Source organism: Stackebrandtia nassauensis DSM 44728 (assembly GCF_000024545.1).
GTDB lineage: Bacteria > Actinomycetota > Actinomycetes > Mycobacteriales > Micromonosporaceae > Stackebrandtia > Stackebrandtia nassauensis.
This window is the reverse complement of sequence record NC_013947.1, coordinates 4,322,583-4,347,745: the sequence shown is the minus strand read 5'-3', so window position 1 is coordinate 4,347,745 and position 25,163 is coordinate 4,322,583. Positions and strand designations below refer to the sequence as shown.

The following is a 25,163-nucleotide window of genomic DNA, read 5'->3' as shown; positions in this document are numbered from 1 at the left end:
CATGTACCTCGGTATAGACATCGGCACCTCGGTCACCAAGGCCGCCGCCTTCGACGACGACGGCAGACTGGTGGCCGTCAAGGGAACGCCCACCCGAATGTCCACACCGGCCGAAGGCTTCTACGAGCAGGACATCGACGAGGTGGTGGCCTCGGTCGCCGAGGTCGCCGCCGCCACGGCCACCGCCGCGGGCGGCATCCCCACCGCCATCGGCCTGACCGGCCAGGGCGACGGGGTGTGGCTCGTCGACGCCGACGGACAGGCGGTGCGTCCGGCGATCTCCTGGATGGACGGCCGGGCCGCGTCGATCCTCACCGACTGGCTCGCCGACGGCACCGTCGCCAAAGCCTTCCGCCGCACCGGGAACACGATGTTCCCCGGCTCGGCCGGACCGATCCTGGCCTGGCTGGACCAGCACGAACCCGAATCCCTCGACCGGGCCGCAACCGCGGGCTACTGCAAGGACGTCGTCATGCAGCGGCTCACCGGCGTGCGCGCCACCGACACCTCGGACGCGTCGCTGCCGTTCCTCGACCCCGCCACCCGCCGCTACGACCCGGAAGTGCTGGAGTGGTGCGGGATCGGGCACCGCGCCTCGCTGCTGGCACCGGTCGCCGAACCGCTGCCGGTCGGCAAACTCACCGACGCCGCCGCGGCGCGGCTGGGCCTGCCGTCCGGGATCACCGTGACGTCCGGGCCCTTCGACCTCCCGGCCTGCGCCCTGGGCTCGGGCATCGTCACGCCCGGCGACGGGCACCTGATCATCGGCACCACCCTGGCCTGCCAGGTACTCGTGGACCATGTGGACACCGACGTCGAACCCAACGGGCTCACCCTGGCCACCGGCACCCCGAACCGCTGGCTGCGCGCCATGCCCGCGATGGTCGGCACCGCGGCCGTCGACTGGGTGCTCAAGCTCATCGGCCGCGACCACCAGGCGCTCGAGACCCTGTTGGCCGACAGTCCACTGGGGGCGCGCGGCGTCACCTGCCTGCCGTTCTTCTCCCCGGCCGGGGAACGCGCCCCGTTCCTGGAACCGGCGGCGCGGGCGGGCTTCGACCGGGTCACCATCCAAACCGAACCGTCCGATCTGGTGCGAGCCACCTGCGAGGCCGTCGCCTTCGCCGCCCGGCACTGCTTCGAGGCCGCCGGTCTCACCGGCGAACTGGCCATGTGCGGCGGCGGCACCGCCAGCCCCACCTGGCTGAAGATCTTCGCCGACGTACTGAACCGGCCGCTGAAACTGGCGCCGCAACCCGAGACCGGTGCCCGCGGCGCCGCACTCGCGGCCCGCCGCATCGCCGAGCCCGCCGCGTCGTTGTCCGAATGGACCACCCCCGAGGGCGTCGTCGAACCCGATCCGATCCGCGCCGCCGAATACGAGCACCGCTACGCCGCCTACCGCGCCCGCGTCGACGCCGCCCGGCTCACCTGGAAGGAGGCCGCATGACCACGTACACCGTGGCCGATTTGACCGAACTGTCGCTCACCCTCGGGCAGGCCAATCGCGACCTGGTGATCCTCGCCGAGGGCAACACATCGGTGCGGCTGGGGCCGGGGCGGATGCTGGTCAAGGCGAGTGGGTCAACGATGCCCACGGCGTCCGAATCGGACTTCGTGGAGCTGGAGACCGCGCCGCTGCTGGAACTGATCTCGTCCGAGTCGTCCTCCGATGACGAGATCGACGCGGTCTTGCGCGCCGCTCGCATCGATCCGGCCGGGCCCCGGCCGTCCATGGAGGCGCTGCTGCACGCGATCTGCCTGGAGGAGGCGGGTGCCACCGTCGTGGCGCACACGCATCCGATCGCGGTCAACGCGATCCTGTGCTCGGATCGCGCCGAGACCCTGGTCGCCGGATCGCTGTTCCCGGACCAGATCGTGGTGATGGGCAGGCACAACCTGCTGGTGCCCTATGCCGATCCGGGACTGGCGCTGGCTAGGTCCGTTCGCGACGGATTGCGGCAGCATCGCGCCCGTCACGGCGCTCCGCCGAAGGTGGTGTACCTGGTGAACCACGGCATCTTCGTGCTCGCGGACTCGCCCACACAGGCGCTGGCGATCACCGACATGACGGTGAAGTCCGCGCGGATCCTGTTGGGCGCGTTGTCGGCCGGTGAGCCGCGCTACCTGTCCGATGCCGACGCCGAACGCATCGATGTCCGTCCCGATGAAGTGCGCCGCCGCGAACGCCTCGCAGCGGTGGGAAAGTGAGTGCGCCGATGCTGCTGAAGGACGAGCGCGAAGCCATCGTGGAGTACTCGCGGCGGCTGCGACCCGACGGCCTGGTCGTCGGCACGTCCGGGAACCTCAGCGTGCGTGCCGGGGAGCTGGTGGCGGTTACCCCTAGCGGCCTCGACTATGACGATCTCACTCCGGAACTGGTGTGCGTGTCGGATTTGGAAGGCAAGGTCGTCGACGGCGATCTTGAGCCCACCAGCGAGATGCCGATGCATCTGGCGGTGTATCGCACGACGGGGCACAACGCGGTTGTTCACACGCATTCGACCGCCGCCACCGTCGTGTCGACCCTTGTGGATGTGCTTCCGTCGGTGCATTACCTGACCGCGTTGTTCGGCGGGCCGATTCGCGTGGCCCCGTACGCGACGTTCGGGACGCCGGAATTGGCCGACAACATGCTTGCCGCGCTTGAGGAGCGGACCGGTTGCATTCTGGGGAACCACGGCACGGTGACCGTCGGAGGCAGTCTCGACAAGGCTTACACGCTCAACATCTACCTGGAGTGGCTGTGTGAGGTCTGGCTGCGGGCTGACGCGGCCGGGAACCCCAGGCTGATCTCGGATGAGGAGCTGGAAGTGGTGCGGCGCAAGATCTCCACCTATGGCCAGTCGGCGCCGAGGGCTGAATCATGAGCGCCCGCAATCGTTTCGATCCGCGACGGCGTGCGGATACGATCGCTGAGCTCAGCGATCGCGAGTTCGATCTCATTGTCATCGGTGGCGGTATCACCGGCGTGGGAACGGCTTTGGATGCCGTCAGTCGGGGTTTGAGCGTGGCGCTGTTGGAGGCTGGGGATCTCGCGGCTGGGACTTCTTCGCGTTCCGGGAAGGTGTTCCATGGTGGACTGCGGTACTTGCAGCAGTTGAACTTCTCGCTGGTTCGCGAGGCGTTGAAGGAACGCGATCTCATGGTGGATCGGCTGTGCCCGCACTTGGTGTCGCCGGAGCTGTTCACGTTTCCGTTCACGCGTCGCTGGCAGCGTCCTTACGTCGGCGCGGGAGTGTTGTTGTATGACCTGTTGCGGCTCACGGGAACCCGCAGTGTCGGTGGGCACCGGCACTTGAGCCGCAAGGGGGTATTGCGCAAGCTCCCGGGCTTGAAGCCCAAGCCGTTGACCGGCGGGGTTTCGTATTACGACGTCCGGGTTGACGATGCCCGGCACACCATGACGGTGGCTCGCACCGCCGCTGGGCTTGGCGCTCGGATCGTCACGCGGGCCGAGGTCACGGGCATCGTCCGGGACGGCGAGACCGTCATTGGCGTTGTAGTGCGGGACAAGGAGAACGACACCGAGTTCACCGTGCGTGGGCGGTCGGTGGTTTCCGCGACCGGCGTGTGGGCCGAGGGCGTGCAGGCGCTGGCGGGGGAGTCTTCGATCGCGGTGACGGCGGCGAAGGGGATTCATCTTGTCGTGCCCGCCGATCGGATTGACGCTGACAGTGGACTCATCGCTCAGACTGACGACAGCGTGTTCATTATTCGACGCTGGTTCGACTACTGGCTGATGGGTACGACGGACACGGCTTGGGATCACGAGCGCGACGACCCCGCCGCTACTGGTGCGGACGTTGATTACCTGTTGGCGCAAGCGAATCGGTGGCTGAAACGGCCGCTGAGTCGCGAGGACGTCGTGGGCGTTTACGCGGGCTTGCGGCCGTTGGTCAGTGGACGGAAAGGCGCGACGGCTGCGCTGTCGCGGGACCACACCGTGATGGCTGGTCCGCGTGGGATGTTCACCGTCGTGGGCGGCAAGTACACGACGTACCGGATCATGGCGCGTGATGCCGTGAATGCCGCTGTGGGGCACCTTGGCTCCGATACTCCCGATTCGGCCACGGACAAGCTGCCGATCCTGGGCGCGGACGGCTATCGAGCCTTGCGAAACCAGCGCCTGGCGCTGGCGGCGGAGGCTGGTTTGGATCCGGAGTGGATCGACCATCTGTTGGGCCGCTACGGGACGCTTGTCCTCGACCTGCTGGAGCTGATGGCTGAGCGTCCCGAACTGGCTAAGCCGGTGGAGGGGGCGCCGAAGTACCTGGCGGCGGAGCTATATTACGCGGCCAGCCACGAGGGTGCGTTGCATCTGGACGATGTGCTGGTGCGGCGGACCCGGATCTTCATGGAGACGCCGGATCATGGTGAAGCCGCTGCAGTGCACGCGGCGGCGATCGTGGGCGAAGTGCTGGGCTGGGATGAGCGGCGGCAGGCCGACGAGGTGGAACGGTATCGGCTGGAGCGGGAGGCCGACCGTCGCGCGGTCGACGCGCTGACCGATGACGACGCGATGACGGCTCGCAGATCCGCTCGTGCCGAGGCAAAGCCGCGGACATGAGCCCGGAGACCGACGTTGACGCGATTGCTCGCGGCTCGACCGTGGCGGAGCCACAGGTCGACGTCGGCCTGGCTTCGGCTGGCGGCCTGGCTTCGGCTGGCGGTCCGGCTTCGGCTGGCGGCCCGGTCGTGGTCGGCGTCGACGCTGGCACCACCTCGGTCAAAGCCGTCATCGTCGACGACTCCTGGCACGTGCTTGCCGAATGCCGCCGCGAGTATCCGACCGAGTACCTCGGATCGTCCGGGGCACAACAAGACCCCAACGGCTGGTGGGCTGCCACCGCCCACTGCGTCCGCGAAGCCCTCACCCGAGCCAAAGTGGACGCCAAGTCCGTCGCCGCCGTCGGCGTCAGCAGCCAAGCCCCCAGCGTCGTACCCGTCGACGCCGACGGCGAGCCGCTACGGCCCGCGCTGCTGTGGCTCGACCGACGCGGCCAGGGCGAGTGCGCCAAACGATCCGACGCTGCCGAACGTGTACTCGCACTGACCGGCAACCGCCTCGACTCCTACTACGCCGCACCGAAACTGGCCTGGCTGCTGGCCAACGAACCCGAGCTGCGTGACCGAGTCGACCACGTCCTGATGGCCAACGGCTACATCATCCGTCAGCTCACCGGCGTATCGTCCGTCGACACCGGACACGCTGGTCTCACCCTCCTCAACGACCTGGCCACCGGCGAATGGTCGAACGAACTCGCGCAGCTGTGGGGCATACCGCCCTCTTGGCTCCCACCCCTGTCGTCACCCGAAACCGTGGTGGGAACGGTGCACGCGCAAGCGGCCCGGGCCACCGGCCTGGCCGTCGGCACCCCCGTGATCGCCGGGCTCGTCGACGGCGCCGCCGCCAGCGTCGAATCGGGCGTCCTGACCCACGGCGACGTCTGCGAGATGACCGGACAGTCCACAGTCATCAACGCCGCCGTGTCCACCGACCGCGCCACCGCCCACGGCGGCACCCTCAGCGTCATGCCCTACGTGATCCCCGGGCACCACCTCGTCTTCGGCTCGATGGTCGCCACCGGCGGAATCCTGCGATGGTTCCGCGACCAGTTCGGGCAACCCCGAGCCGACGACGAGGACGCGTTCGCCGAACTCGACCGGCTCGCCGCCACCGCGCCGCTCGGCAGCGGCGGGCTCGTGATGCTCCCGTATTTCCTCGGCGAACGCTCCCCGATCTGGGACCCGCAAGCGCGCGGCGCCGTCGTCGGCCTGTCCATGGCCAGCACCCGCGCCGACCTCGTCCGAGCGATCCTGGAGGGCACCGCCTACGGGCTGGCCCACAATCTGGAACAGCTGGCGCGAGCCGGAATCCGCCCCGACACGCTGCGCATCGTCGGCGGCGGTGCCCAAGGTCACACCTGGAACCGGATCAAAGCCGACGTCACCGGCCTGCCGGTGGAGCTGCCGGACCACTGCATGGGCGCACCCGTGGGCACAGCGTTGGTGGCGGCGGCCGGGGTCGGGCTCATCGACGATCTCACCGCGACCGCCCGCGCCCGGTTCAGCATCGCCGAACGCATCGAACCCAACCCCGACCACCATCGCGACTACAACCGCCGCTACCGCATCTACCGCGAGCTGTACCCAGCACTGAGCCGAGTACACGAGCTGTCAGCCGCGTTGAGGGAAGCGGGACAGCAATAGGCGCGGCTCCGCGTCGCCCCTTCGGCTGAGCTGCGGGAGCGGGGCCGTTAGGCCGAGCAACCGGGCCGACGCGCGCCGGGCTGACAGCGGCGTGACCGCCCGCGACAGCTCTAGTCGGCCGCTTCGTAGTCGGGCAGGTCGATCGCCGTGGCTGCCTTGTGGATGGTGGCCGCGACGCGGGCCATCATGCGCTCCTTGCCCGGCATGCGTGACATCAGCGCGAGCATCGTCATCGCGACCCGGATCTGGCCCTTGCCGCGCAACACCATGCGTTTGATGTTGGCCGGGCCGAGGGCCTGGTTGGTTTCGGCGAAGCCCCGCATGCGTTGTTCGTAGGCCGCGAAGGCCGCGGTGGGGTCCTTGGCGCGTGAGAGTTCTCCCGCCAGGACGTAGCCGCCGACGAGCGCCAGGCTGGTTCCCTGGCCCGACGCCGCTGAGGCGCAGTGGGCCGCGTCGCCGACGAGTGCGACCTTTCCGGTGAACCAGTGGTCCATGTGGACCTGGCTGAGGGTGTCGAAGTAGAAGTCGGGAGTGGTTTCGGCGGCTTCCAGGAGCGTGGGGACTTCCCAGCCCTCGTCGGCGTAGGCGCTTCGCAACAGTTCGCGTTGCGCGTTGGCGTCGCCGCGGTCGTATTCGAGGGACGGGGAGGACCACAGGAACATCGCGCGGGCGTTGGGGTCACCGGCGGTGCTGTACATGAGGGCGGTGCGGCCCGGGCCCACGTAGGTCAGTTCCTCGCGGTCGAGGTTGAGGTGGTTGGGGACGGTGTACACCGATACGTAGTAGCCCAGGTCGCGGACGTACTGGTCCTCCGGGCCGAAGGCGAGCGCGCGGGTCGCGGAGTGGAGTCCGTCGGCGCCCACGACCAGGTCGAAGCGTTCGGTGGTGCCGCTGGCGAAGGTGACCTCGACGTCGTCGCCGGTCTGGTCGAGGGCGGTGATCGAGTCACCGAAACGGAAGTCGGCCTTCTTCTCGGTGGCCTCGTAGAGGAGACGGCCCAGTTCGCCACGGGGCAGTTCGCTGTCCTCGTGTTCGCGGCCGCCGAAGGAGTCGCCGTCCATGCTGGCGACGCGTTTGCCGGAGGCGGTGACGACCGAGCCGCCCTGGATGTCGGTGCAGGCCGCGCGGATGGCGTCGGTGAGGCCCATGCGTTCGACGACGGACAGGGCCGCTCCGCGAATGTCGACCTTGTAACCGCCCGCGCGTGGGGCGGGGGCGCGTTCGACGACGGTGGGGGAGAAGCCGTGGTGGTGCAGCCAGTGGGCGAGGGTGATACCGGCGATTCCGGCACCGGAGATGAGGACACGTTCGTGCGGCACGGGGGCTCCGTTCGGGGTTGTGCTGGGGCAATGGAGTGGGCAATGGGGATCGTGCCGGGAACCTCATCGTATCCAGTGAGATTCGGGTGGGGGTGGTCGCGAACCTCGCGTACGTGAGAAACCTCCGAAACAGACCCGTTCCGGCGGGAGTAGTGTGGACGGGGCGCCCGCCACTTCCCCTGGCGGACACGGAACTCACACCCTGCTCCGCAAACCCCATCGGAGATTCCATGCGGCTCAAACCTGTCCATCGCAGAACTCTGCTCACCACCGCGGGCCTGGCCGTCGCCGGTACCGCCGGGACCGTCGCGCTGGCTCCCTCGGCGATCGCCGAGGACCAGGCCGCCAGCCCCGACGCGGCGCTCGACCGGTTGATGCGCGGCAACCGTCGATACATCAAGGGGCATTCCCGGCACCCGCACCAGTCGTTGGAGTACCTGCACGAGGTGGCCAAGGGGCAGCACCCGTTCGCGATCACCATCGGGTGCGCGGATTCGCGAGTGCCGCCGGAGATCCTGTTCGATCAGGGGCTCGGCGACGTCTTCGACCACCGCATCGCGGGCAACATCCCCGACGAACTGCTGCTGGGCAGCATCGAGTTCGCCATCGAGGAGTTCGCGCCGCCGCTGTTGATGGCGTTGGGCCACGAGCGGTGCGGGGCGATCACCGCCACCATCGACGCGATCGAGAGCGGGACCGAACCGCCCGGCCACATCGCCGCGATCGTGGAGGCCCTGCGGCCGGTCGTGGAGCCCGTGCTCGACGAACCGGGCGACAAGGTGGAGAACGGTGTCCGCGCCAACATCGTCGACGTCGTCGAGCAGTTGCAGCGGCGCAGCGACATCGTGGCCGAGAAGGTCGAGGCCGGCGAGCTGACGGTGGTCGGTGCCCGCTACGACCTCGACACCGGCAAGGTGACCCTGGTGGACTGACCCGCCGTTCGGCGGGCCAGTCCCGGGGTGGGTCTCAGTTCTTCGAGTCGCCGCGCCAGCTGTGCCACAGCGCGGCGTAGGAGCCGCCGGCGGCGGTGAGTTCGCCGTGGCTGCCCAGTTCGACGAGGCGACCGTTCTCGATGACGGCCACCCGCTGCGCGTCGTGCGCGGTGTGCAGCCGGTGCGCGATCGCGATCACGGTGCGGCCCGCCAGGGCCGCCGCCAGCGCCGACTCGGCGTGGCGGGCGACGGTCGGGTCCAGCATGGATGTGGCCTCGTCCAGGATCACCGTGTGCGGGTCGGCCAACACGACGCGGGCCAGCGCCAGTTGCTGGGCCTGGGCGGCGTCGAGTTCGAGGGTGTCGTTGCCCAGTTCGGTGTCGAGGCCCTCGGGCAGGTCGTTGACCCAGTCGGCGTTGACGACCGACAGCGCGCCGAGCATCTTGGCGTCGGTGGCGGATTCGTCGGCCAGCGCGAGATTGTCGCGCAGCGTGCCCCGGAAAACGTGGTGTTCCTGGGTGACCAGCATGATCAGGCCGCGCAGTCGCTCCAACGGTAGTTTTGTGACCGGGACGCCGCCCAGTGCGATGTCGCCGGAGCGGGGGGCGTCGATTCCGGCAAGGATCCGGCCCAGAGTGGACTTCCCGGCGCCCGACGGTCCGACCATCGCCAGGCGTTCGCCGGGGGTCACGTCCAGGCTGACGCCGTGCAGGACGTCGCGGTCACCGTCGTAGGTGTAGTACACATCGGAGGCTTTGAGGCGGTCGCCGTCGGGTTCGGCGTCGCGGGCCTTTCCGTTGCCCTCCACCAGACCGACGCCCTCGACGCGAGCAAGGGAGGCGTTGCCCAGCTGGAGTTTCTCCACCCACAGCAGCACCATGTCGAAGGGTTCGACGAACTGGCGGCTCAACATGGTGGCCGCGACGATGACGCCGAGACTGATGGCGTCGTTGAAGTACAGGACACCGCCCACGATCAGCATGCCCGCGATCGGCAGCGGATAGGACCCGTCCAGGGACGGGAACAGGATGCTGCGCAGGAAGAGCGTGTAGCGCCGGGTCTTGTAGGCGTGCCGGATGGTCTCGGCCCCGGCGGCTACCCGTTCGGACTCCATCCGGTGGATCTCCAGTGTCCTGGCCCCGTCGGCCGTGGCCGCCAGCGTCTCGGTGAGCTCGGTGTTGGCGTCGCCCTCGGCCAGATAGCCGTCGCGGGCCCGCTTCAGGTACCAGCGGGTTCCGGCGTAGACGGTGGGAACCATCAGGAACACGCACAGCCCCAGCAGCGGATGCAGGTAGAACACGGCCGCGAGGATGATCGCCGCGTTGACGAGGCTGATGAAGATCTCCGGGATCGCGTCGCGCAGCATCGTGCCCACCGTGGACACGTCCAGCGAGTTGCGGGTCATCAGGTCACCGGTACCGGCTCGCTCCACCTTCGACAGCGGGAGCTTCAGGATCCGGTCGACGAACTGTTCCCGCATCCGGGCCAGTGCCCGTTCGCCGAAGCGGTGCCCCACGTAGCGGGAATAGCGCACCAGCACCAGTTGTGCCGCGATCGAGGCGACGATCAGGCCCGCCAGCACGTCGACGCCGCCGTCGCCCGCGCTGACCCGGTCGACGATCTCGCCGAGCAGTACCGGCGCGGCGACGCCGACGACCGCGGCGGCCAGGTACAGCACCAGCAGTCCCGCCACGGCGCTGCGTTCCAGTTTGATCAGTCGCCACAGGGCTTGGCGGACCTGGTTGCGGTCGGCCACTGGGAATCGTTCGTTCATGCCCGCACTCCTATGCTGCGTCCGGCCAGCGCCCGGTACTCGGGGCTTTCGTCCATGAGGTCTTGGTGGTTGCCGGTCGCGGCGATCTTGCCGTCGGCGAGGAAGGCGACGCTGTCGGCGCGGTCGGCCAGCAGCGGGGAGGAACTGACGACGATCGTGGTGCGGCCGCTTCGGGCCTCGCGCAACCGTTCGGCGATGGTGGCCTCGGTGTGGGCGTCCACGGCCGAGGTCGGTTCGACGAGGATCAGCACCTCGGGGTCGGCGTGGATCGCGCGGGCCAGCCGCAGCCGTTGCCGTTGACCGCCGGACAGTTCGCGCGCCTGGGTGTCCATTCTGGTGTCGATGCCCTCGGGCAACGCGGTGACGATGTCCTCGGCCACAGCCGCGCGCAATGCGCTGGTGACGCCCGCGTCGTCGGGTTCGGCGCCGCCCCTGACGATCTGGCGAACGGTTCCGGCGAACAGGAAGGCGTCGTTGTCGGCGACCAGGATCCGCTCCCGCACCTCCGACAGCGCCATGTCGGACAGTCGGACGTCGCCGAAGCTGACGTCGGAGTCCTCGTGGCGGCCCAGCCGGTCGGCCAGCGCCCGTGACTCGGCCGGGTCGGCGGCGGCCAGCACCAGCATGGTCCCCGCCGGGACGGTCAGTCCCGAGCCGGGGTCGTGCAGACTGGACGGTGCCGTCGGTCCCGGTTTGGTCTCGGTGCCGTCGGACACGTTGGGGCGCAACCGCAGTACCGTGATGACGCGTTTGGCCGCCACCAGGCCGCGGATCGCGTTGATGACCGAACCCAGGATCCAGTTCATGGGCAGCATCAGCATCGCGGTGTAGCCGTAGACGGCGACCATCTCGCCGATGCTGATGGCTCCCGAGGCCGCCAGCCGGGCCGCGATCCACACCACCGCCGCCAGGAACAGGCCCGGCAGCGCGGTCTCGAAGGACCGCACCCAGCTGGTGACGGCGCCGACCTTGTAGCCCTCGCGCAACAGCGCGGCCGAGCGGGCGCGGTAGCGGTCGGCGAACGCGCGCTCGCCGCCGACGCCGCGCAGCACCCGCAGCCCGGCGACGATGTCGGCCGAGCGGGCGGTCAGTTCGCCCTGGTGGTCACGGTAGTCGGACTCGCGGCTCTGCAACCGTTCCAGCAGCGGGCCGACCGCCAGCACCATCAGCGGCGTGCCGACGAACACGACCGCGCCCAGGATCGGCGAGATCGAGAACAGCAGCACCCCGACCACGACCAGCGCCGCGATCGAACCGATCCCGGGTCCGGCGACGCTCATCGCCTCGCCGATGGCCGCGACGTCCATGCCGCCGACGTTGACGATCTCCCCTGTGGATACTCGCTTGGGGAGGGTGGCGCCCAGCCGGGCGATCTGCCGGGTGGTCACCGCGACCGTCCGGTACATCGAGTCGAGCTTGGCGAAGGTGAGAGTGCGCTGCTGGTAGACGATCGCGGCGGCGGTGACCAGGCCGAGGCCGATCACCCCGGCCGACCACCACAAAAGCGGGGTCCAGTCACGCGGGACCAGACCGTCGTCGATGGCGTGGGCGACGAAGAACGGCGCCAGGATCATGCCGGTGATCGACAGGCTGGTCAGCGCGGCGACCGCGAAGACCCGCAGTGGCTGCCGGGCCGTCAGCCACAGTAGATATCGCAGTGGGCTGGCGGTATTGGGTTCGCCGGGGTCGTGAAAGGGAACACTTGACATGGCAGTCCTTAGGAAGGGGTGTCGAGGATGTTGTCGGTGCCGTGCGGGTTCACGGCCACGAATCGAAGTTCCGATGTGTACATTTCGCCGTCCGGCCCGGGCAGCCAGGCCTGGTGCAGGTCGGGCAGCATCTCGCTGAGGCCGACGGTGGCGGTCTCGTCCTGCTCGACGGCGGCCCGGATGGCCTGGGCCAGGCATTCGACGAGCGCGACGCTGGACAGGTCGCCGAAGCAGGGTTTCTCCTCCGTGGACAGTTTGTAGAACACCCGGGAGGGGATGGCCTGCTCGCGGCACCAGTGCTGGGCTTCGCGGAACCGCTCGGCCGGGGTCGAGGCGAAGGCCCAGTCGAGCTCGTCGGCGAGGAAGTGCCAGCTCTCGCGGTGCAGCACGAGCTTGTCGATCGAGAAGCGCGGCTGGTGCCGACGTTTCGGGATCGGGGCGAAGATGTCGGCGATCGGCCAGGCCAGCTGCTCGTCCAGGACGGCGAGCAGGCCGAACTCGCGGCCGTCGCGGTCGCGGACCCGCAGCCGGTCGCCGTCGAGGAACACGGTCATGGTTCCGGCCGGGATCACCGGGCCCGCCGCGCCGCCGGAGTCGTCGTGCAGACACCAGTAGGTGTAGGACGGCGGCAGGATCGCCGACGGGTAGGCGCGCGAGTTGACCTGCGGCGACTTGCGGGTCGGGACATAGTAGACACGTTCGTCGCCGAAGTCGGACTCGGTGGCGGCCAGCAGGGCGTCGGGATCGTCGTGCATCTCGACGAACGGCCGGGCCTGGAGGGTGTTGTTGGCCAGGTGCAGTTCGCCGAGCACGAACGCGAAGTCGCCATCGTTGACGGCCTGCGCGTCGCGGGCGGCGATCATGATGTCGGGGGACAGGTGCATGGCCCCGGCCCACGGTGCGGGCGCGGGCGGGAACAACCGCGCGGCCCGCTCGACGAGATCGCGCGACGCGAACTGTCGCCGCGGCGCCCGCGCTTCGCCGATGGCGACCTCGTCCGGCCGGTGCCCCGAGGCGGTCTCCCCGTCGGCCAGCGTGGCCTCGTCGGGGCCACGCGGGGGTGGCTTCGGCTTGACCGTGCCCGCGTCGTCGGGGCCGCGCGGCGGCGGCCTCGGCTTGACGGTGTCCGGCTCCTCCGGATCGTCCGGTGGCGGCGCGTCGGCCGGTTCCGGATCGGTCTGCCAGCTTTGCACCCACTCGGGTTCACCGAGCACCCGCGCCCAGCGGCTCTGGAACTCCTCGCGCACCGCGCCCAGCGGCGAGTCGCCGGGGTTCCACGGATGCAGGATCGGCGTCGACCGGGCCAGCAGCTCCGGCAGCGGCATGCCGCTGCCACCGGTGTCGGACTGGTAGGCCCGCACCAGATCGCGCAGCCGATCGTGCAGCACCTCACCGGCCCGCGCGATCAGCCACGCGGCCGAGTCCAGCACGATCCGCAGCGGCGGCGCCAACTCCGCCAGCACCGACGCCCCCAGGGTGACATCGACATCGCGGCGAGTGTCCTCATAGACCAGAGTCCGGCCCGCGTACATCTTGCCGTCGTTGCGGCTCGACTTGCGTTTGGTGATGTCCTCGAAGACCCGCGCCAGATTCACGCACGCGTCGGCCACCCCCTCGGGGTCGCCCCGGCTCAGCGTCACCCGGTACCGGGCCGCCTCCAACCGGGTCAGCTGCTCCAGCGCGTGAAGCCGCGCCTCATCGTCACCAATGGACTCCAGTTGCTGACGCAACCGCAGCTCCGGCCGGGCCTCGATCGGCCCGGCGAAATCGAGCTCGACCAGCTCTTGGTCGCACCACGTCGTCAGCTGCGAGATGATCTCCGGCTCGTCCCACCGCTGCGAGGTCTCGAACGCCTGCGCCAGTTGGCGTACGGTCCGGGATCCGTCGCAGGCGTCGAGCAGTGCGGCCTGTTCGGCGTCCAGCGGGAACGGCGCGGCGTAGGGACGGTTCACACTGGACGCGTCGCGCCAGCATCCGGCCACCAGCCGGGGCCGCAGCCACGGCCGCAACCGGGGATCCTCCGCCAGCACGCCCGCCAGCGCCTCGATCGCCCAGGTCTCGAAGTACGTGGCCCGACGGCGTAGCAGCTTCGCGCCCGTGGTCACCTGAAGCTCCGCGACGTCGTCGTCCCAGGTGGCCCAGCCGACCGGCCCGAAGAAGCCGATGGTGTCGTTCTTGGTGAAGTAGCGCTGCGCGTACGACGCCACCGCCTTCATGTACCGGTTCTTGCGCAGTTTGCGGTCGTCGCCCGAATGCGCCATCTTCGTCAGCCAGTTGTGCAGGATCGCCGGGTTCTGCCAGGCGACGGCCTCCCGGAACCCGGGCAGCTCCACGAACGAGCGCAGTGCCTTGACCGAGCGGTCGACCGCTTCCGTGTACCGGTCGACGAAGTCACCTCCGGACTCCTCGGCCAGGGCCTCGCGAACGATCGCCGGATCCGAGAACCGCGACGCGAGTTCGACCGGGAACCCGGCGCTGCGCAGCGAACACTCGCGCCACAACTTCCAGTCCGAGCCCGGCAGCGGGATCAGGTGTTCGGCACTCATTTGGACACTCCCTTCAGGAGTTCCCGGACGATCCGGCGCCGCCCCGGGGGCGTGCCGTCGTTGAGTTCCCGGAACGCGTCGGCGATCCGGCGTCGTGCCCGCGCGCAGTAGGTGTTGGCCAGGTCCACCGGCAGCGGGTCGGTGCCGGGGTCACCGGCGCGCGCGACGGTCAGGACCATCGCCAGCAGCTCCGAGGCGATCCGGTTCATCAGGATCGGGATCGCCTGCCGCTCATGCAGTTGCGCCGGATCGGGGTAGCGCCTGACGAAGGCGCGGGCCCGCTCGGCGAACCGGTGCACCTCCCAGGTGAGGAACTCGGCGTGACCGCGCAGCGGATCGGGAAGATCGGCGGGGATCACCGTCGAGGAACCGACCGGCTGTGCCGCGTCGTAGTGGAGCGGGAACACCCCGGCGCAACCGGCCAGGTAGTCGACCAGGAAGTCCACCCCGCCCGCGACCCGCATGGCCCGGGCCGTCCGCAGGGCGTGTTCGACGGACCCGGCGGCGGGCGCGCCCCGGTCCCGTTTCCCGGCGGCGGTCTCGACTCCCTGGGCGCCCATGATGGACGTCGCCTGGTCGGCGACCCGCCAGCAGGCCATCGACATCAGGTTCTTGGCCACCCGCTGCTCGGGGATCGTGTTGGCGCGGCCGGTGGCCAGGGTGCACCAGTCGACGAGGCTCTGTGCGGCGAAGCGCTCGGCGCCGATCCCGGCCAGCAGGTGCTCGATGTAGTCGTACTCGACCAGCGGAACCTGGTCCACCAGCCTGCGGGCGGCGAACTCGGCCGCCGACCGGACACAGTGCTTGATGAGCGACAGCGACGGCGCCGAGACGACGAAGAACCGCGCCCGCACCATCAGCGACGTCAGGTCCGGTATGGACTGCCAACCGAGGTCGGCGTCGCCGAGGATGTGTTCCCTCGGCACCCGCACGTCGGTCAGCCGGACCATGCCGTTGGGCAGCCCGTCGGGGCCGGTCAGGTCGTGCCGGTGTCCGATCTCGACGCCCGGCGTGTCGGTGGTGAGGAAGAACAACACCACCCGCGGCTGGGCGTCGTCGACGACGGTCGCCGAGACGTCGATGATGTCGGCGATCGGGGCGTTGGTGACGAAAGCCTTGGTGCCGTTGAGAAGGAACGCGGAGCCGTCGTCAACCGGGGTGGCGGTGACGGACCGCAACCGGCTGCCCGCGCCGGACAGGTCGGTGTCGGCTCCGGCGCCGACACGGCCCGGCGTGTTGGCGAGGATGAACTCGCGCAGCCGCCCGTCCTGCGTCAACGGCAGATACGACCAGGCACCCAGCAGCCGGTTGACGGCCGTGGCCGTACCCAGCGCCGGGGTCCAGTCGGCGGCGGTCTCCAGCAGCCGGAACAGGTTCGTGTCCGACAGTTCGGTCTCGGCGGGGCGCGGCCCCAGCAGTTCCGGGGCCGCCAGGTCACACAGCAGTTCCTTGGTGATCAGCGCCGAGGTGTCGGTGTGGTGGGGTTCGCCGTACTTGGCCAGCACCCGGTTCAGTTCGCCGGTGACGGCCTCGCCGTGGGCGCGGTCGGTGGCGCCCTGGATCGGGAAGGGCCGCAACAGATCCCAGCGGATCCGGCCCAGGCACAGCTCGTCGAACAGGCTCGGCAGCGACGAGGTGGCGGTCATCAACGTGGTCATGGCGTTCCCTTCGCGGGCTTGGGCAGCGGCCGGGAGGGATGCCCGGCCGCCACCGCCAGTAGGTCGAGCAGCTGTCGCGGGTTGTCCCGGAAGTAGAAGTGGCCGCCGGGCAGCAGGTGCACCGCGAACTCGCGGGACGTGTGCCGCTGCCACGCGACGAGCTCGTCCGGGGGGATCTCGTCGTCCAGGCCGCCGACGACGTGGATCGCCGACTCCAGCGGCGGCCGTTGCCGGTACTTGTAGGTCTCGACCATCGAGTAGTCGGCCCGGTTGGTGTTGAGCAGCGTCTTGAGGAACTCGGGATCCTCGCGCACCTGCTCGGCGGATTCGCCGAAGTCGGCCAGCAGCCGTTCGGTGAGTTCGGCGTCCGAGGACAGATGCAGCGGCTCGCGGTCCTGCATCACGGTCAGGTGCGGTGCCGGATAAGCCGACACGAACAGCCACTGTGGTGTGACGTGGCCCAGTTCGCGCAGCTTGTGGGCGGTCTCGTAGGCGACCAGTGCTCCCAGGCTGTGCCCGAAGAACCCGAACCGGCCGTCGAAGTCGGCGTCGGCCGACAGTCGCAGGATCAGCGTGTCCAGGTCCCGCACCGGTTCCTCGTCCATACGGGAGCCACGGCCGGGATACTGCACCGCCCACAGCTCGACGCCCGCGATCCGGTCGGTCCAGCGCAGGTATTCGCCGGGGGAGCCGCCGCTGTGCGGGAAACAGTAGAGCCGCGTCGGGGCGGCGGGGTTCGCTCGCCGGTTGGCGAGCCATCCGGTGGGGTCAAACATGGGCATCGGTCCCGGTTCGGGGGGCCGGACGCATGTCGGTCCACACCTCGGCGATCTCGGCCAGGCAGTCGGCCTTGGAACCGGTGCGGCCCGCCGGGGCCCAGCCGGTGGGCGGCTGCCGGTCGCTGGGCCAGATCGAGTACTGGTTGACATCGTTGCGCACCACGACGTACTCGCGGCCGTCATTGTCTTCGAACATGGGATTACCTCCTGGTTTCGGTTTCCGTGCGGTCGTCGTCGATGAGTTCGGCCAGCGCCGCGACGGTGGGACTGCGGAAGACCCGGCTGATCGGGACCTTCACGTCGTAGGTCTCGCGGATCCACGTGGTCAACTGGGTCGCCAGCAGCGAGTCGCCGCCCAGCTTGAAGAAGTGCCCCTGCCGTCCCGGGGCGGGAACGCCGAGGATCTCCTGGAACACCGCCGCCACGGCGACCTCGGTGCCGGTGACCGGTGCCTCGGACGCCTGCGAGCGGGCCGCGGCGGCCGTGCTCGGTTCGATCGCCACCGGAGGGTCGGCCGAGGGGTCGACCTTGAACCGGGTGCGCTCGAAGGGATAACCCGGCAGCGGGATCCGGCGCCTGCGGGCACCGGAGTGGACGTTGGCCCAGTCGATCCCGTGCCCGGCGCTCCACAGTGAACCGACGGCGGCCAGGGTGTGGGCCAGGCTGGAGCCGGGGTCGGAGGGGTGCGGCAGGCTGGGAACGGCCAGCTGTCCGTCCCGGAACTCCGGGTGCCGTTGCGCCAGTGTGGTCAGCGTGTGTCCCGGCCCGGCCTCCACGATGGTCACGTTGTCGCGTTCCAGCATCGTGGACAGGGTCTGTCCGAACCGGACCGTGTCGCGCAGGTGGCCGGTCCAGTAGCCGCGGTCGCCGGTCTGCTCGGCGGTCAGGAAGACACCGGTGCGGTCCGACACGATCGGGATCCGGGGATCGCCGCAGCTCATCGTGTTCATGAACTCGCGGAAGCCCGGCAACCGGGGCTCGATCAGCGAGGAGTGGGCCGCGCTGGGGATGTGCAGGCGGCGCACGTCGACGCCGTCGCCGTCCATCCGCCTGGCGAAGTCCATGATGGCCTCGGCCGGTCCGGACACGACGCACTGGCCCGGCCCGTTGATGGCGGCGATGGACAACTCAACCGGCAGTATCGCCGCGACCGCCTGCTCCGGCAACGGGACCGCGAGCATCGCGCCCTCGGGCAGGCTGCCCAGGATCCGGCTGCGTTCGGCCACGATGGCCGTCGCGTCGGTCAGCGAGAACACCCCGGCGGCGCAGGCCGCCGCGTAGGCGCCGAGGCTGTGCCCGGCCACGGCGTCCGGCTCGACACCCCAGTGTGTCCACAGTCGGTACAGCGAGTGCTCGACGGCGAAGATCGCCGCGTGGCTCACCGGCATCGTCGCCAACTCGGACTCGGCCCAGTCGCGCTCGCCCGGTTCCGGGTACAGGACGTCACGCAGGTCGATGCCGAGCTGCTCGGCGAACAGCTTCGCGCACTCGTCGAACCCGTCCCGGAACACCGGGACGTGCCGGTACAGGTCGCGCGCCATCCCGATCCGCTGCCCGCCCTGGCCCGGGAACACCATCACCACGGGACGTTTGACGTCCTCGATGGCGTCGACCCGCTCGGCGGCGGGCTCGGTGAGCCGCTCGACCAGCTCCGCCGCACTGCTGGCCACGAAGGACTGCCGGTGCGGGTGTTCGGTGCGTCCGGCCTGTGTGGTCCAGGCGACGTCGGCGAGCGCGAGGTCCGGGTGGCGGTCCAGATGCCCGGCCAGCCGGGTCCGGGCCGCCGCCAGCGCCGACTCGGTGCGCGCCGACACGACGACCAACTGCCACGGCGCCGACGCCTCGACCGGACCCGGATCGGGGGCCTCCTCGAGGATCGCGTGGGCGTTGGTGCCGCCCAGCCCCAGCGAGTTGACCGCCGCGCGGCGCGGCCGGTCGTCCGTGTCCCAGTCACGCAAGCTCGTGTTGACCTGGAACGGGGACGCGGCGAAGTCGATCTTCGGGTTCGGGGTGTCGAAGTTCAGGCTCGGCGGCAGCTGCCGGTTCCGCAGCGCCAGCACCACCTTGATGAACCCGGCGACGCCCGCCGCCGCGTCGGTGTGGCCGATGTTCGTCTTCACCGAACCGACCCAGCCGGTCCGCGACCGGGTCGCCGCGTTGCCGTAAGCCTCGGTCAACGCGGCGATCTCGATCGGGTCGCCCAAGGGCGTCCCGGTGCCGTGCGCCTCGATGTAGTCGACGGTGTCGGGTTCGATCTCGGTGAGTTCCAGCGCCGTGCGCATCACCTCGGCCTGACCCGCGACACTGGGCGCGGTGAAACCGATCTTGGCGCTGCCGTCGTTGTTGACGGCGGTGCCCAGCAGCACCGCGTGCACGGTGTTGCCCTCGGCGACGGCGTCGGACAGTCGCTTCAGGACCACGATGCCGACGCCGTCACCGCTGATCATCCCGCTGGCCTTCGCGTCGAAGGCCCGGCAGTGCCCGTCGGCGGCCAGGACGCCGCCCTCGGTGTACTCGCCCGGGTAGACCGGCACCTGAACGCCCGCGCCCCCTGCCAGCGCGATGTCGCATTCACCGGCCAGCAGCGCCTGCACCGCCTGGTGGATCGCCACCAGCGACGTGGAACAGGCGGTCTGCACCGACACGGCGGGGCCGCGCAGGTTCAGCTGGTACGAGGTACGGGTGGTCAGGAAGTCGCTGCCCGAACCCAGGTGCATCTGGAAGGAACTGGGGCCGCCCAACAGATCCCGGTACGGGCGCAGCGTCTCCCGGTACAGGGACTGGCTGGCTCCACCGTAGACACCGATCGGTCCGGGGTAGCGCGCCGGATCCTCACCGGCGTATTCCAGCGCCTCCACGGCGCACTCCATGAACAGTCGGTGCTGCGGGTCGATGAGCATCGCCTCGCGGGGCGCGTATCCGAAGTAGTCGCAGTCGAAGTACTCGGCCTCGTCCAGGACGCCGCAGGCGGGCTGGTGGGAGCCGCCCTCGGGTGCCGGAAGCTGTCGCACGGACTCGACGCCCTCGGCGAGGTTGTCCCAGAACTGTTCCAGGTCAACGGCTCCGGGGAAACGTCCGGCCATCCCGATGACGGCTATGTGGGTCGCGTCGACCTCGGTGTTCACTGTGACTCCTCACTGGATCGTCTTTGGTTGCGGCGGCGGTTCAACCTGGCGTTTCCGGCGCGGCGCGCGCGGGCCTGAACCGGGGTGGTGCCGTTGGTGGGTCCGGCGCCCGACAGGTGGCGGGACACGGCGCGGATAGAGGTGTGCTGGAACAGCGCCACGATCGGCAGGTCGATGTCCAGCTCGGTGGTCATGCGGTGGTGGAGATGCCCCAGCAGCAGCGAATGCCCGCCGAGGTCGAAGAAGTTGTCGCCGACGCCGACCTCGTCGCGTTCCAGGACCTCTTTCCACAGTTGGACGAGTCGCTGTTCCAGGTCGTTGTCGGGTGCCAGTGCCGTGGCGGCGGTGGCGGTCTCGGGTTCCGGCGCGGTCAGCCGGGAGGTGTCCACTTTGCCGTTCTGGTTCAGCGGCAGGGTGTCGATCCAGGCGAAGGCGGCGGGGACCATGTAGCTCGGCAGCCGATCGGCGAGGTGCTCGCGCAACCGCGCGGCCTCCGGCCGATCGGAACCGGCGGCGGTCAGGAACGCCACGAGCTGATCGGCGGCCCCGGCCGAGCCGGTGCGGGTGCGCGACCGCAGCGTGACGTGCGCCTGCTCGACCGCGTCGTGTTCGCGCAGCGCGGCGGCGATCTCGGCGGGCTCGATGCGGTGGCCCCGCAGTTTGATCTGGGAGTCGTTGCGCTCCAAGAACTCCAGCCGCCCGTCCGGCAGCTGCCGGACCAGGTCGCCGGTGCGGTACAGCCGCTGGCCCGGTGTCGCGGCGAACGGGTCGGGGACGAACCGGTCGGCGGTGAGGCCGGGCCGGTTCAGGTACCCCAACGCCACCCCGGCCCCGCCGAGGTAGAGCTCGCCGGGGACGCCGACGACGCACGGTTCGAGTTCGCCGTCCAGTACGTAGGCGCGGGCGCCGGTGATCGGCCGTCCGATGGACGGCGGCCGCAGTGAGGACCCGTCCGTGCCGACGACGCCGCTGGTGGCGGTGACGGTGGCTTCGGTGGGGCCGTAGGCGTTGAGAACCTGGAACGGAAGTGACCCTGGTGGACGCTTGGTGAGCCGGTCGCCGCCGGTCAGCATCAGCCGCAACGCGTTCGGCTTCGGCCAGTCCACACTCAGCAGTGACTCCACCAGTGCGACCGGCAGGTCGGTGACGGTGATGCGGTTGTCGCACAGCCAGTCCCGCAGCCGCTCGGGGACCAGCCGGACGCTGTCGTCCGGGATGGACAGCGACGCCCCGCTGGCCAGCGCGGGCCAGATCTCGCCGATCGACACGTCGAAGGCCGGTGAGGCCACCATCGTGAACCGGTCCTCAGCGGACAGCGCGAGCTGTTCGCGGTGCCAGGCCACCAGGTTGGCCATCGCGCCGTGGCTGACGACGACCCCCTTGGGGGCGCCGGTCGAACCGGACGTGTAGATGACGTAGGCCGGATCGTCCGGCCCCGGCGACCGACGCTCGACGGCCTCGGCCATCGACAGCTGCTCGATCAGCACGGCCGTAACGGTTTCGGGGAGCTTGGCCGCGTGCTGGGCCGTCGTCACGACCGTCGTGATCGCGGCGTCCTCGCACAGGTAGGCGATGCGCGCGCCGGGCGCGCCGACGTCGATGGGCACGAACGCCGCCCCGCTGGCCATGACCCCCAGTTCGGCCACCGCGAGGTCGGCACCGCGTGGCAGCAGCACCCCGACGACGCCGCTGTCGGGAAGCCGTCCCGCCAGCGCGGTCGCGCGTTCCGCCAGCCGTCCGTACGTCAATGTGGACGCGTCGGCGGCGACGGCGATCGCCTCGGGGTGCTCGGCCGCGCGAGCGAACACCTCATCGGGAACCAGCGGCGGCTGATGCGGACGCGACGGCGGATTCCACTCCGCCAGGGCCCGCTGGACCTCGCCACGGGAAGCCAACGGCAGCCGAGTGATGGGGGAGTCCGGCTCGGCAACGGCCAGTTCGAGCAGGCGGATGTAGTGCCCCGCCATGCGGTGCATCGTTTCGGTGTCGAACAGTTCGGAGTTGTACTCCCACAACAGGGTGATGCGCTCGTCGACGGCCTCGGAGTCGCGGGCCTGGCTTTCGGCGCGCGGCAGCACCACCACGTCCAGGTCCATCTTGGCCGAACCGTTGCCGCGTTCGAAGACCGTCGCCGAAGCCGGACCCAGATCCAGCTCGGGGACCGCCGAATCGTGCGCGCTGAACATGACCTGGGTCAGCGGTTGCGTCGAGGTGTCCCGCTCCGGATTGAGCGCCCGCACCAGCTCCGGGAACGGGTACTCCTGGTAGTCGGAGGCCTCGGCCAGCAGGTTCGCCGATTGCCTTACCAGCGCGGCGAAGTCGTCGCCGGGTTCGACGCGGCAGCGCAGCAGCACCGGGTTGACGAACATGCCGATCATGGCCTGCGTGTCGGGGATGCGGCGGTTGGCGTAGGCCGAGGCGATGCACAGGTCCGACAGCGCGGTGTAGCGGTGCAGCAGGGCCGCGAAGCCCGCGAACATCGCCGAGAACAGCGTCACCCGCTGGTCGCGGCAGAACTCGCGCAGCGCGCTCGGCAGCGAGGCGGGCAGGTCGACGCGCAACATGTTGCCCTGGTTGGCGCTGACCGCCGGACGCGGCCGGTCGGGGTGGATCGTCAACGGGTCGGGCGGGTCGGCCATCCGCTCCCGCCAGAAGTCCAGCTGTTTCGACAGTGGACCCCCGTTCTCCAGCTCGTCGTGCTGCCACACCGCGAAGTCGTGGTATTGGGCGGGCAGCTCCGGCAGCGGCGACTCCTCGCCCGCGAGGAAGGCGCCGTACAGCTCCTTGAGCTCCCGCACCACCAGCGAGGACGACCAGCCATCGTGGACCAGGTGGTGCTCCACGAAGATCAGTTCGTGCTCGTCGTCGGACAGCCGCACCGCCGTCCAGCGGCACAGCGGCAGTTTCGCCAGGTCGAAGCGGCGGCGCATCTCGGTGGCGACCAGTTCCTCGCAGCGCTGCGAGCGCTTCGGCTCGGGCAGACCGGACAGGTCGATGCGCCGGGCCGTGGTCGGCGCGGGTGGGTGGATGACCTGCCAGCGACCGGTCTCGTCCTCCACATAGGTGGTACGGAAGATCGCGTGCCGCCGGTCGATCTCGGTCAGCACCCGGTCCAGGACGTCAAGGTCCAGTTCACCGACGACCCGGATCGTGGCCTGCGCGTGGTACGCGATGCTGTCGGGGTTGAGCTTCTCCAGGAACCACACCTGCTCCTGCTGCCGCGACATCGGCGCGCGGGTGCGTTCGGTCGCGGTGAGACTGGGCAGCGTGCCCGGGGTGCCCCGGCGCCCGGTCACCAGTTCCGCCAGCGCCGCGATCGTCGTCGTGGTCAGGATGTCGGCGACCGACACCTCCACGCCCTCGTCGGTGCGGATGCGGGCGGCGATGGTGGTGGCGGTCAGCGAATGTCCACCCAGGAGGAACAGGTCGTCGTCGATGCCGACCCGCTCCAGATTCAGGACCTCGCACCAGATCGCGGCCAGCCGGGTCTCGAGCCCGTCGCGGGGCGCGCGGTACGGGGTGTCGGTCAGCGGTTTTCCGGTGCCGACCTTGCTCAGCAGCGACACGTCCACCTTGCCGGTGGCCAGCAGCGGCAGCGCGTCGACGGTGACGAACACGGCCGGGACCATGTAGTCGGGCAGCCGGTGCCGCAGGTGCTCGCGCAGCGCCTTCACCGTCGGCACCCGGCGGGGATCGCGGGGTACCACGTGCGCGGCCAACAGTGGCCCGCCGGGCTGGTCGAGCCCGTGGACGAAGGCCTGCTCCAGATCGGGATGGGTCAACAGCGCCGCGGCCACCTCGGCCGGTTCGACCCGGTGCCCGCGCACCTGGATCTGGGCGTCGTTGCGGTTGACGAACTCCAGCCGTCCGTCCGGCAGCCGCCGCACCAGGTCGCCGGTCCGGTACAGCCGTCGCCCGCCGCGGCTGTCGAAGGGATCGGGGACGAAACGGTCGGCGGTCAGCGCCGGTTGTCCGATATAGCCACGCGCCAGGCTCACCCCGCCCAGGTACAGCTCCCCGGCCTGGCCCGGCTCCACCGGGCGCAGCTCTGCGTCGAGGAGGTGGGCGGTGACGCCGGGCAACTCCCGGCCGATGGACGGCAGCCTCCCGTCGGCCGGTTCCGGTGTCACGGCCCCGGCGGTCGCGTCCACGGTCGTCTCGCTGGGGCCGTAGCAGTTGACGAGCGTGAACGGCGCGTCCGGATGCGGACGTTTGGTGAGCCGGTCGCCGCCGGTGTGCGCGATGCGCAGACTCGCCGTGGCGGGCCAGTCCAGCCCCACCAGGGCGTCGGCCAGCGGAGTCGGCAGCGCGGCGACGTTGATCTCGTTGCGCAGCAGCCAGTCGCGCATGCGCGGCGGATCGGTGCGGACCGCGTCGTCGACGACGCAGATGGTGGCGCCGCTGGTCAGCGCGGGCCAGATCTCGGTGACGAAGGCGTCGAAGCTGGGCGACATCATCATGCTGAGCCGGTCGCCGGGGGAGATGGCGTGCGAGCCGCGATGCCAGGCGACGATGTCGGCGAGGCTGGCGTGCGAGACCATGATCCCCTTGGGATCCCCGGTGGATCCGGAGGTGAAGACCACATAGGCCAGGTCGTCGGGGTGCCCCGCGGTGGCCGGTGGCACCAGCCCGGCGCCGTGCAGGTCCGGGGAGTCCATCAGGATCGGCTCGGCATCGACCGCGTCGGTCAGCCCCTCGGGGCAGTGAGCCGCGTCGGTCAGCAGCCAGGGAGCCCCCGCGGCGGTGATCATGGTCGCCAGCCGCTGTGCCGGGGCCGAGGTGTCCATCGTCAGGTAGGCCGCACCGGCCTTGATGACGCCGACCATGGCGACGGTGAGGTCGATTCCCCTGGGCAGCAACGTGGCCACCACCGTGTCGGGTCCGGCGCCGCGCAGTTGCAGGGCGGCGCTGACCTGGTCGGCGCGGTCGTTGAGTTCGCGGTAGCTGAGCCGGGTGTCGCCGACCTCGACCGCCACCGTGGTGGGGTTCAGTTTGACCTGAGCCTCGAATTGCTCGATGAGACTGGAATCGGCGTCGTTCGCGGAGTTGTCGGTGTTGTTTTGATCCATGTTCGGGTCCTTCCGGGAAACCTCAATGAACGGCGCGCA

Annotated in this window: 15 protein-coding genes; 6 read left to right on the top strand and 9 right to left on the bottom strand. The window is 69.9% G+C overall.

Features of this window, described 5'->3' with window-relative positions; translation table 11 throughout:
- Window position 1 precedes the first annotated feature (1 nt).
- From SNAS_RS20070 to SNAS_RS20050, 5 genes are read left to right on the top strand one after another with little or no spacing between them, the layout of a single operon-like run.
- Window positions 2–1,450 (top strand): FGGY-family carbohydrate kinase, encoded by a 1,449-nt coding sequence (locus SNAS_RS20070; protein WP_013019291.1) that lies wholly within the window; start codon window positions 2–4, stop codon window positions 1,448–1,450.
- Window positions 1,447–2,211 (top strand): class II aldolase/adducin family protein, encoded by a 765-nt coding sequence (locus SNAS_RS20065; protein ID WP_013019290.1) that lies wholly within the window; start codon window positions 1,447–1,449, stop codon window positions 2,209–2,211. Before SNAS_RS20070 ends, SNAS_RS20065 begins: the two co-directional genes overlap by 4 nt.
- Before the next feature lie 8 nt (window positions 2,212–2,219).
- Window positions 2,220–2,870, top strand: a complete 651-nt coding sequence (locus SNAS_RS20060) for a class II aldolase/adducin family protein (RefSeq protein WP_013019289.1) — start codon at window positions 2,220–2,222, stop codon at window positions 2,868–2,870.
- A complete protein-coding gene (locus SNAS_RS20055; protein WP_013019288.1) occupies window positions 2,867–4,570 on the top strand; it encodes a glycerol-3-phosphate dehydrogenase/oxidase in 1,704 nt (567 codons plus the stop codon). Before SNAS_RS20060 ends, SNAS_RS20055 begins: the two co-directional genes overlap by 4 nt.
- Window positions 4,567–6,213 (top strand): xylulokinase, encoded by a 1,647-nt coding sequence (locus SNAS_RS20050; protein WP_013019287.1) that lies wholly within the window; start codon window positions 4,567–4,569, stop codon window positions 6,211–6,213. Before SNAS_RS20055 ends, SNAS_RS20050 begins: the two co-directional genes overlap by 4 nt.
- 110 nt (window positions 6,214–6,323) lie before the next feature.
- Here the strand turns inward: SNAS_RS20050 and SNAS_RS20045 are convergent, their stop codons facing one another.
- Window positions 6,324–7,532 carry an FAD-dependent monooxygenase gene (locus SNAS_RS20045; RefSeq protein WP_013019286.1) on the bottom strand — a complete coding sequence of 403 codons (1,209 nt, stop codon included), beginning with the start codon at window positions 7,530–7,532 and terminating at the stop codon, window positions 6,324–6,326.
- Between the two features lie 230 nt (window positions 7,533–7,762).
- Between SNAS_RS20045 and SNAS_RS20040 the strand changes: the two genes are divergently transcribed.
- Window positions 7,763–8,464 carry a carbonic anhydrase gene (locus SNAS_RS20040; RefSeq protein ID WP_013019285.1) on the top strand — a complete coding sequence of 234 codons (702 nt, stop codon included), beginning with the start codon at window positions 7,763–7,765 and terminating at the stop codon, window positions 8,462–8,464.
- Window positions 8,465–8,498: 34 nt separating this feature from the next.
- Here SNAS_RS20040 and SNAS_RS20035 read toward each other — a convergent pair whose 3' ends face one another.
- The 8 genes from SNAS_RS20035 to SNAS_RS20000 are packed head-to-tail and all read right to left on the bottom strand — an operon-like array spanning window position 8,499 to window position 25,124.
- Window positions 8,499–10,238, bottom strand: a complete 1,740-nt coding sequence (locus tag SNAS_RS20035) for an ABC transporter ATP-binding protein (RefSeq protein ID WP_013019284.1) — start codon at window positions 10,236–10,238, stop codon at window positions 8,499–8,501.
- Complete coding sequence (locus SNAS_RS20030) at window positions 10,235–11,947, bottom strand: ABC transporter ATP-binding protein (protein ID WP_013019283.1); 1,713 nt, start codon at window positions 11,945–11,947, stop codon at window positions 10,235–10,237. The genes SNAS_RS20035 and SNAS_RS20030 overlap by 4 nt, the downstream gene beginning before the upstream one ends.
- An 8-nt stretch (window positions 11,948–11,955) precedes the next feature.
- A complete protein-coding gene (locus SNAS_RS20025; RefSeq protein WP_013019282.1) occupies window positions 11,956–14,493 on the bottom strand; it encodes a lantibiotic dehydratase in 2,538 nt (845 codons plus the stop codon).
- Window positions 14,490–16,151, bottom strand: coding sequence for an acyl-CoA dehydrogenase family protein (locus tag SNAS_RS20020; RefSeq protein ID WP_013019281.1), 1,662 nt, complete (start codon window positions 16,149–16,151; stop codon window positions 14,490–14,492). Before SNAS_RS20020 ends, SNAS_RS20025 begins: the two co-directional genes overlap by 4 nt.
- Window positions 16,148–16,927 carry a thioesterase II family protein gene (locus SNAS_RS20015; protein WP_013019280.1) on the bottom strand — a complete coding sequence of 260 codons (780 nt, stop codon included), beginning with the start codon at window positions 16,925–16,927 and terminating at the stop codon, window positions 16,148–16,150. The genes SNAS_RS20020 and SNAS_RS20015 overlap by 4 nt, the downstream gene beginning before the upstream one ends.
- Complete coding sequence (locus tag SNAS_RS20010; RefSeq protein WP_013019279.1) at window positions 16,920–17,126, bottom strand: MbtH family protein; 207 nt, start codon at window positions 17,124–17,126, stop codon at window positions 16,920–16,922. The genes SNAS_RS20015 and SNAS_RS20010 overlap by 8 nt, the downstream gene beginning before the upstream one ends.
- Window positions 17,127–17,130: 4 nt before the next feature.
- A complete protein-coding gene (locus SNAS_RS20005; protein WP_013019278.1) occupies window positions 17,131–20,055 on the bottom strand; it encodes a type I polyketide synthase in 2,925 nt (974 codons plus the stop codon).
- Window positions 20,052–25,124: a non-ribosomal peptide synthetase gene (locus tag SNAS_RS20000; RefSeq protein ID WP_013019277.1), complete on the bottom strand. Its 5,073-nt coding sequence runs from the start codon at window positions 25,122–25,124 to the stop codon at window positions 20,052–20,054. Before SNAS_RS20000 ends, SNAS_RS20005 begins: the two co-directional genes overlap by 4 nt.
- Window positions 25,125–25,163 lie beyond the last annotated feature (39 nt).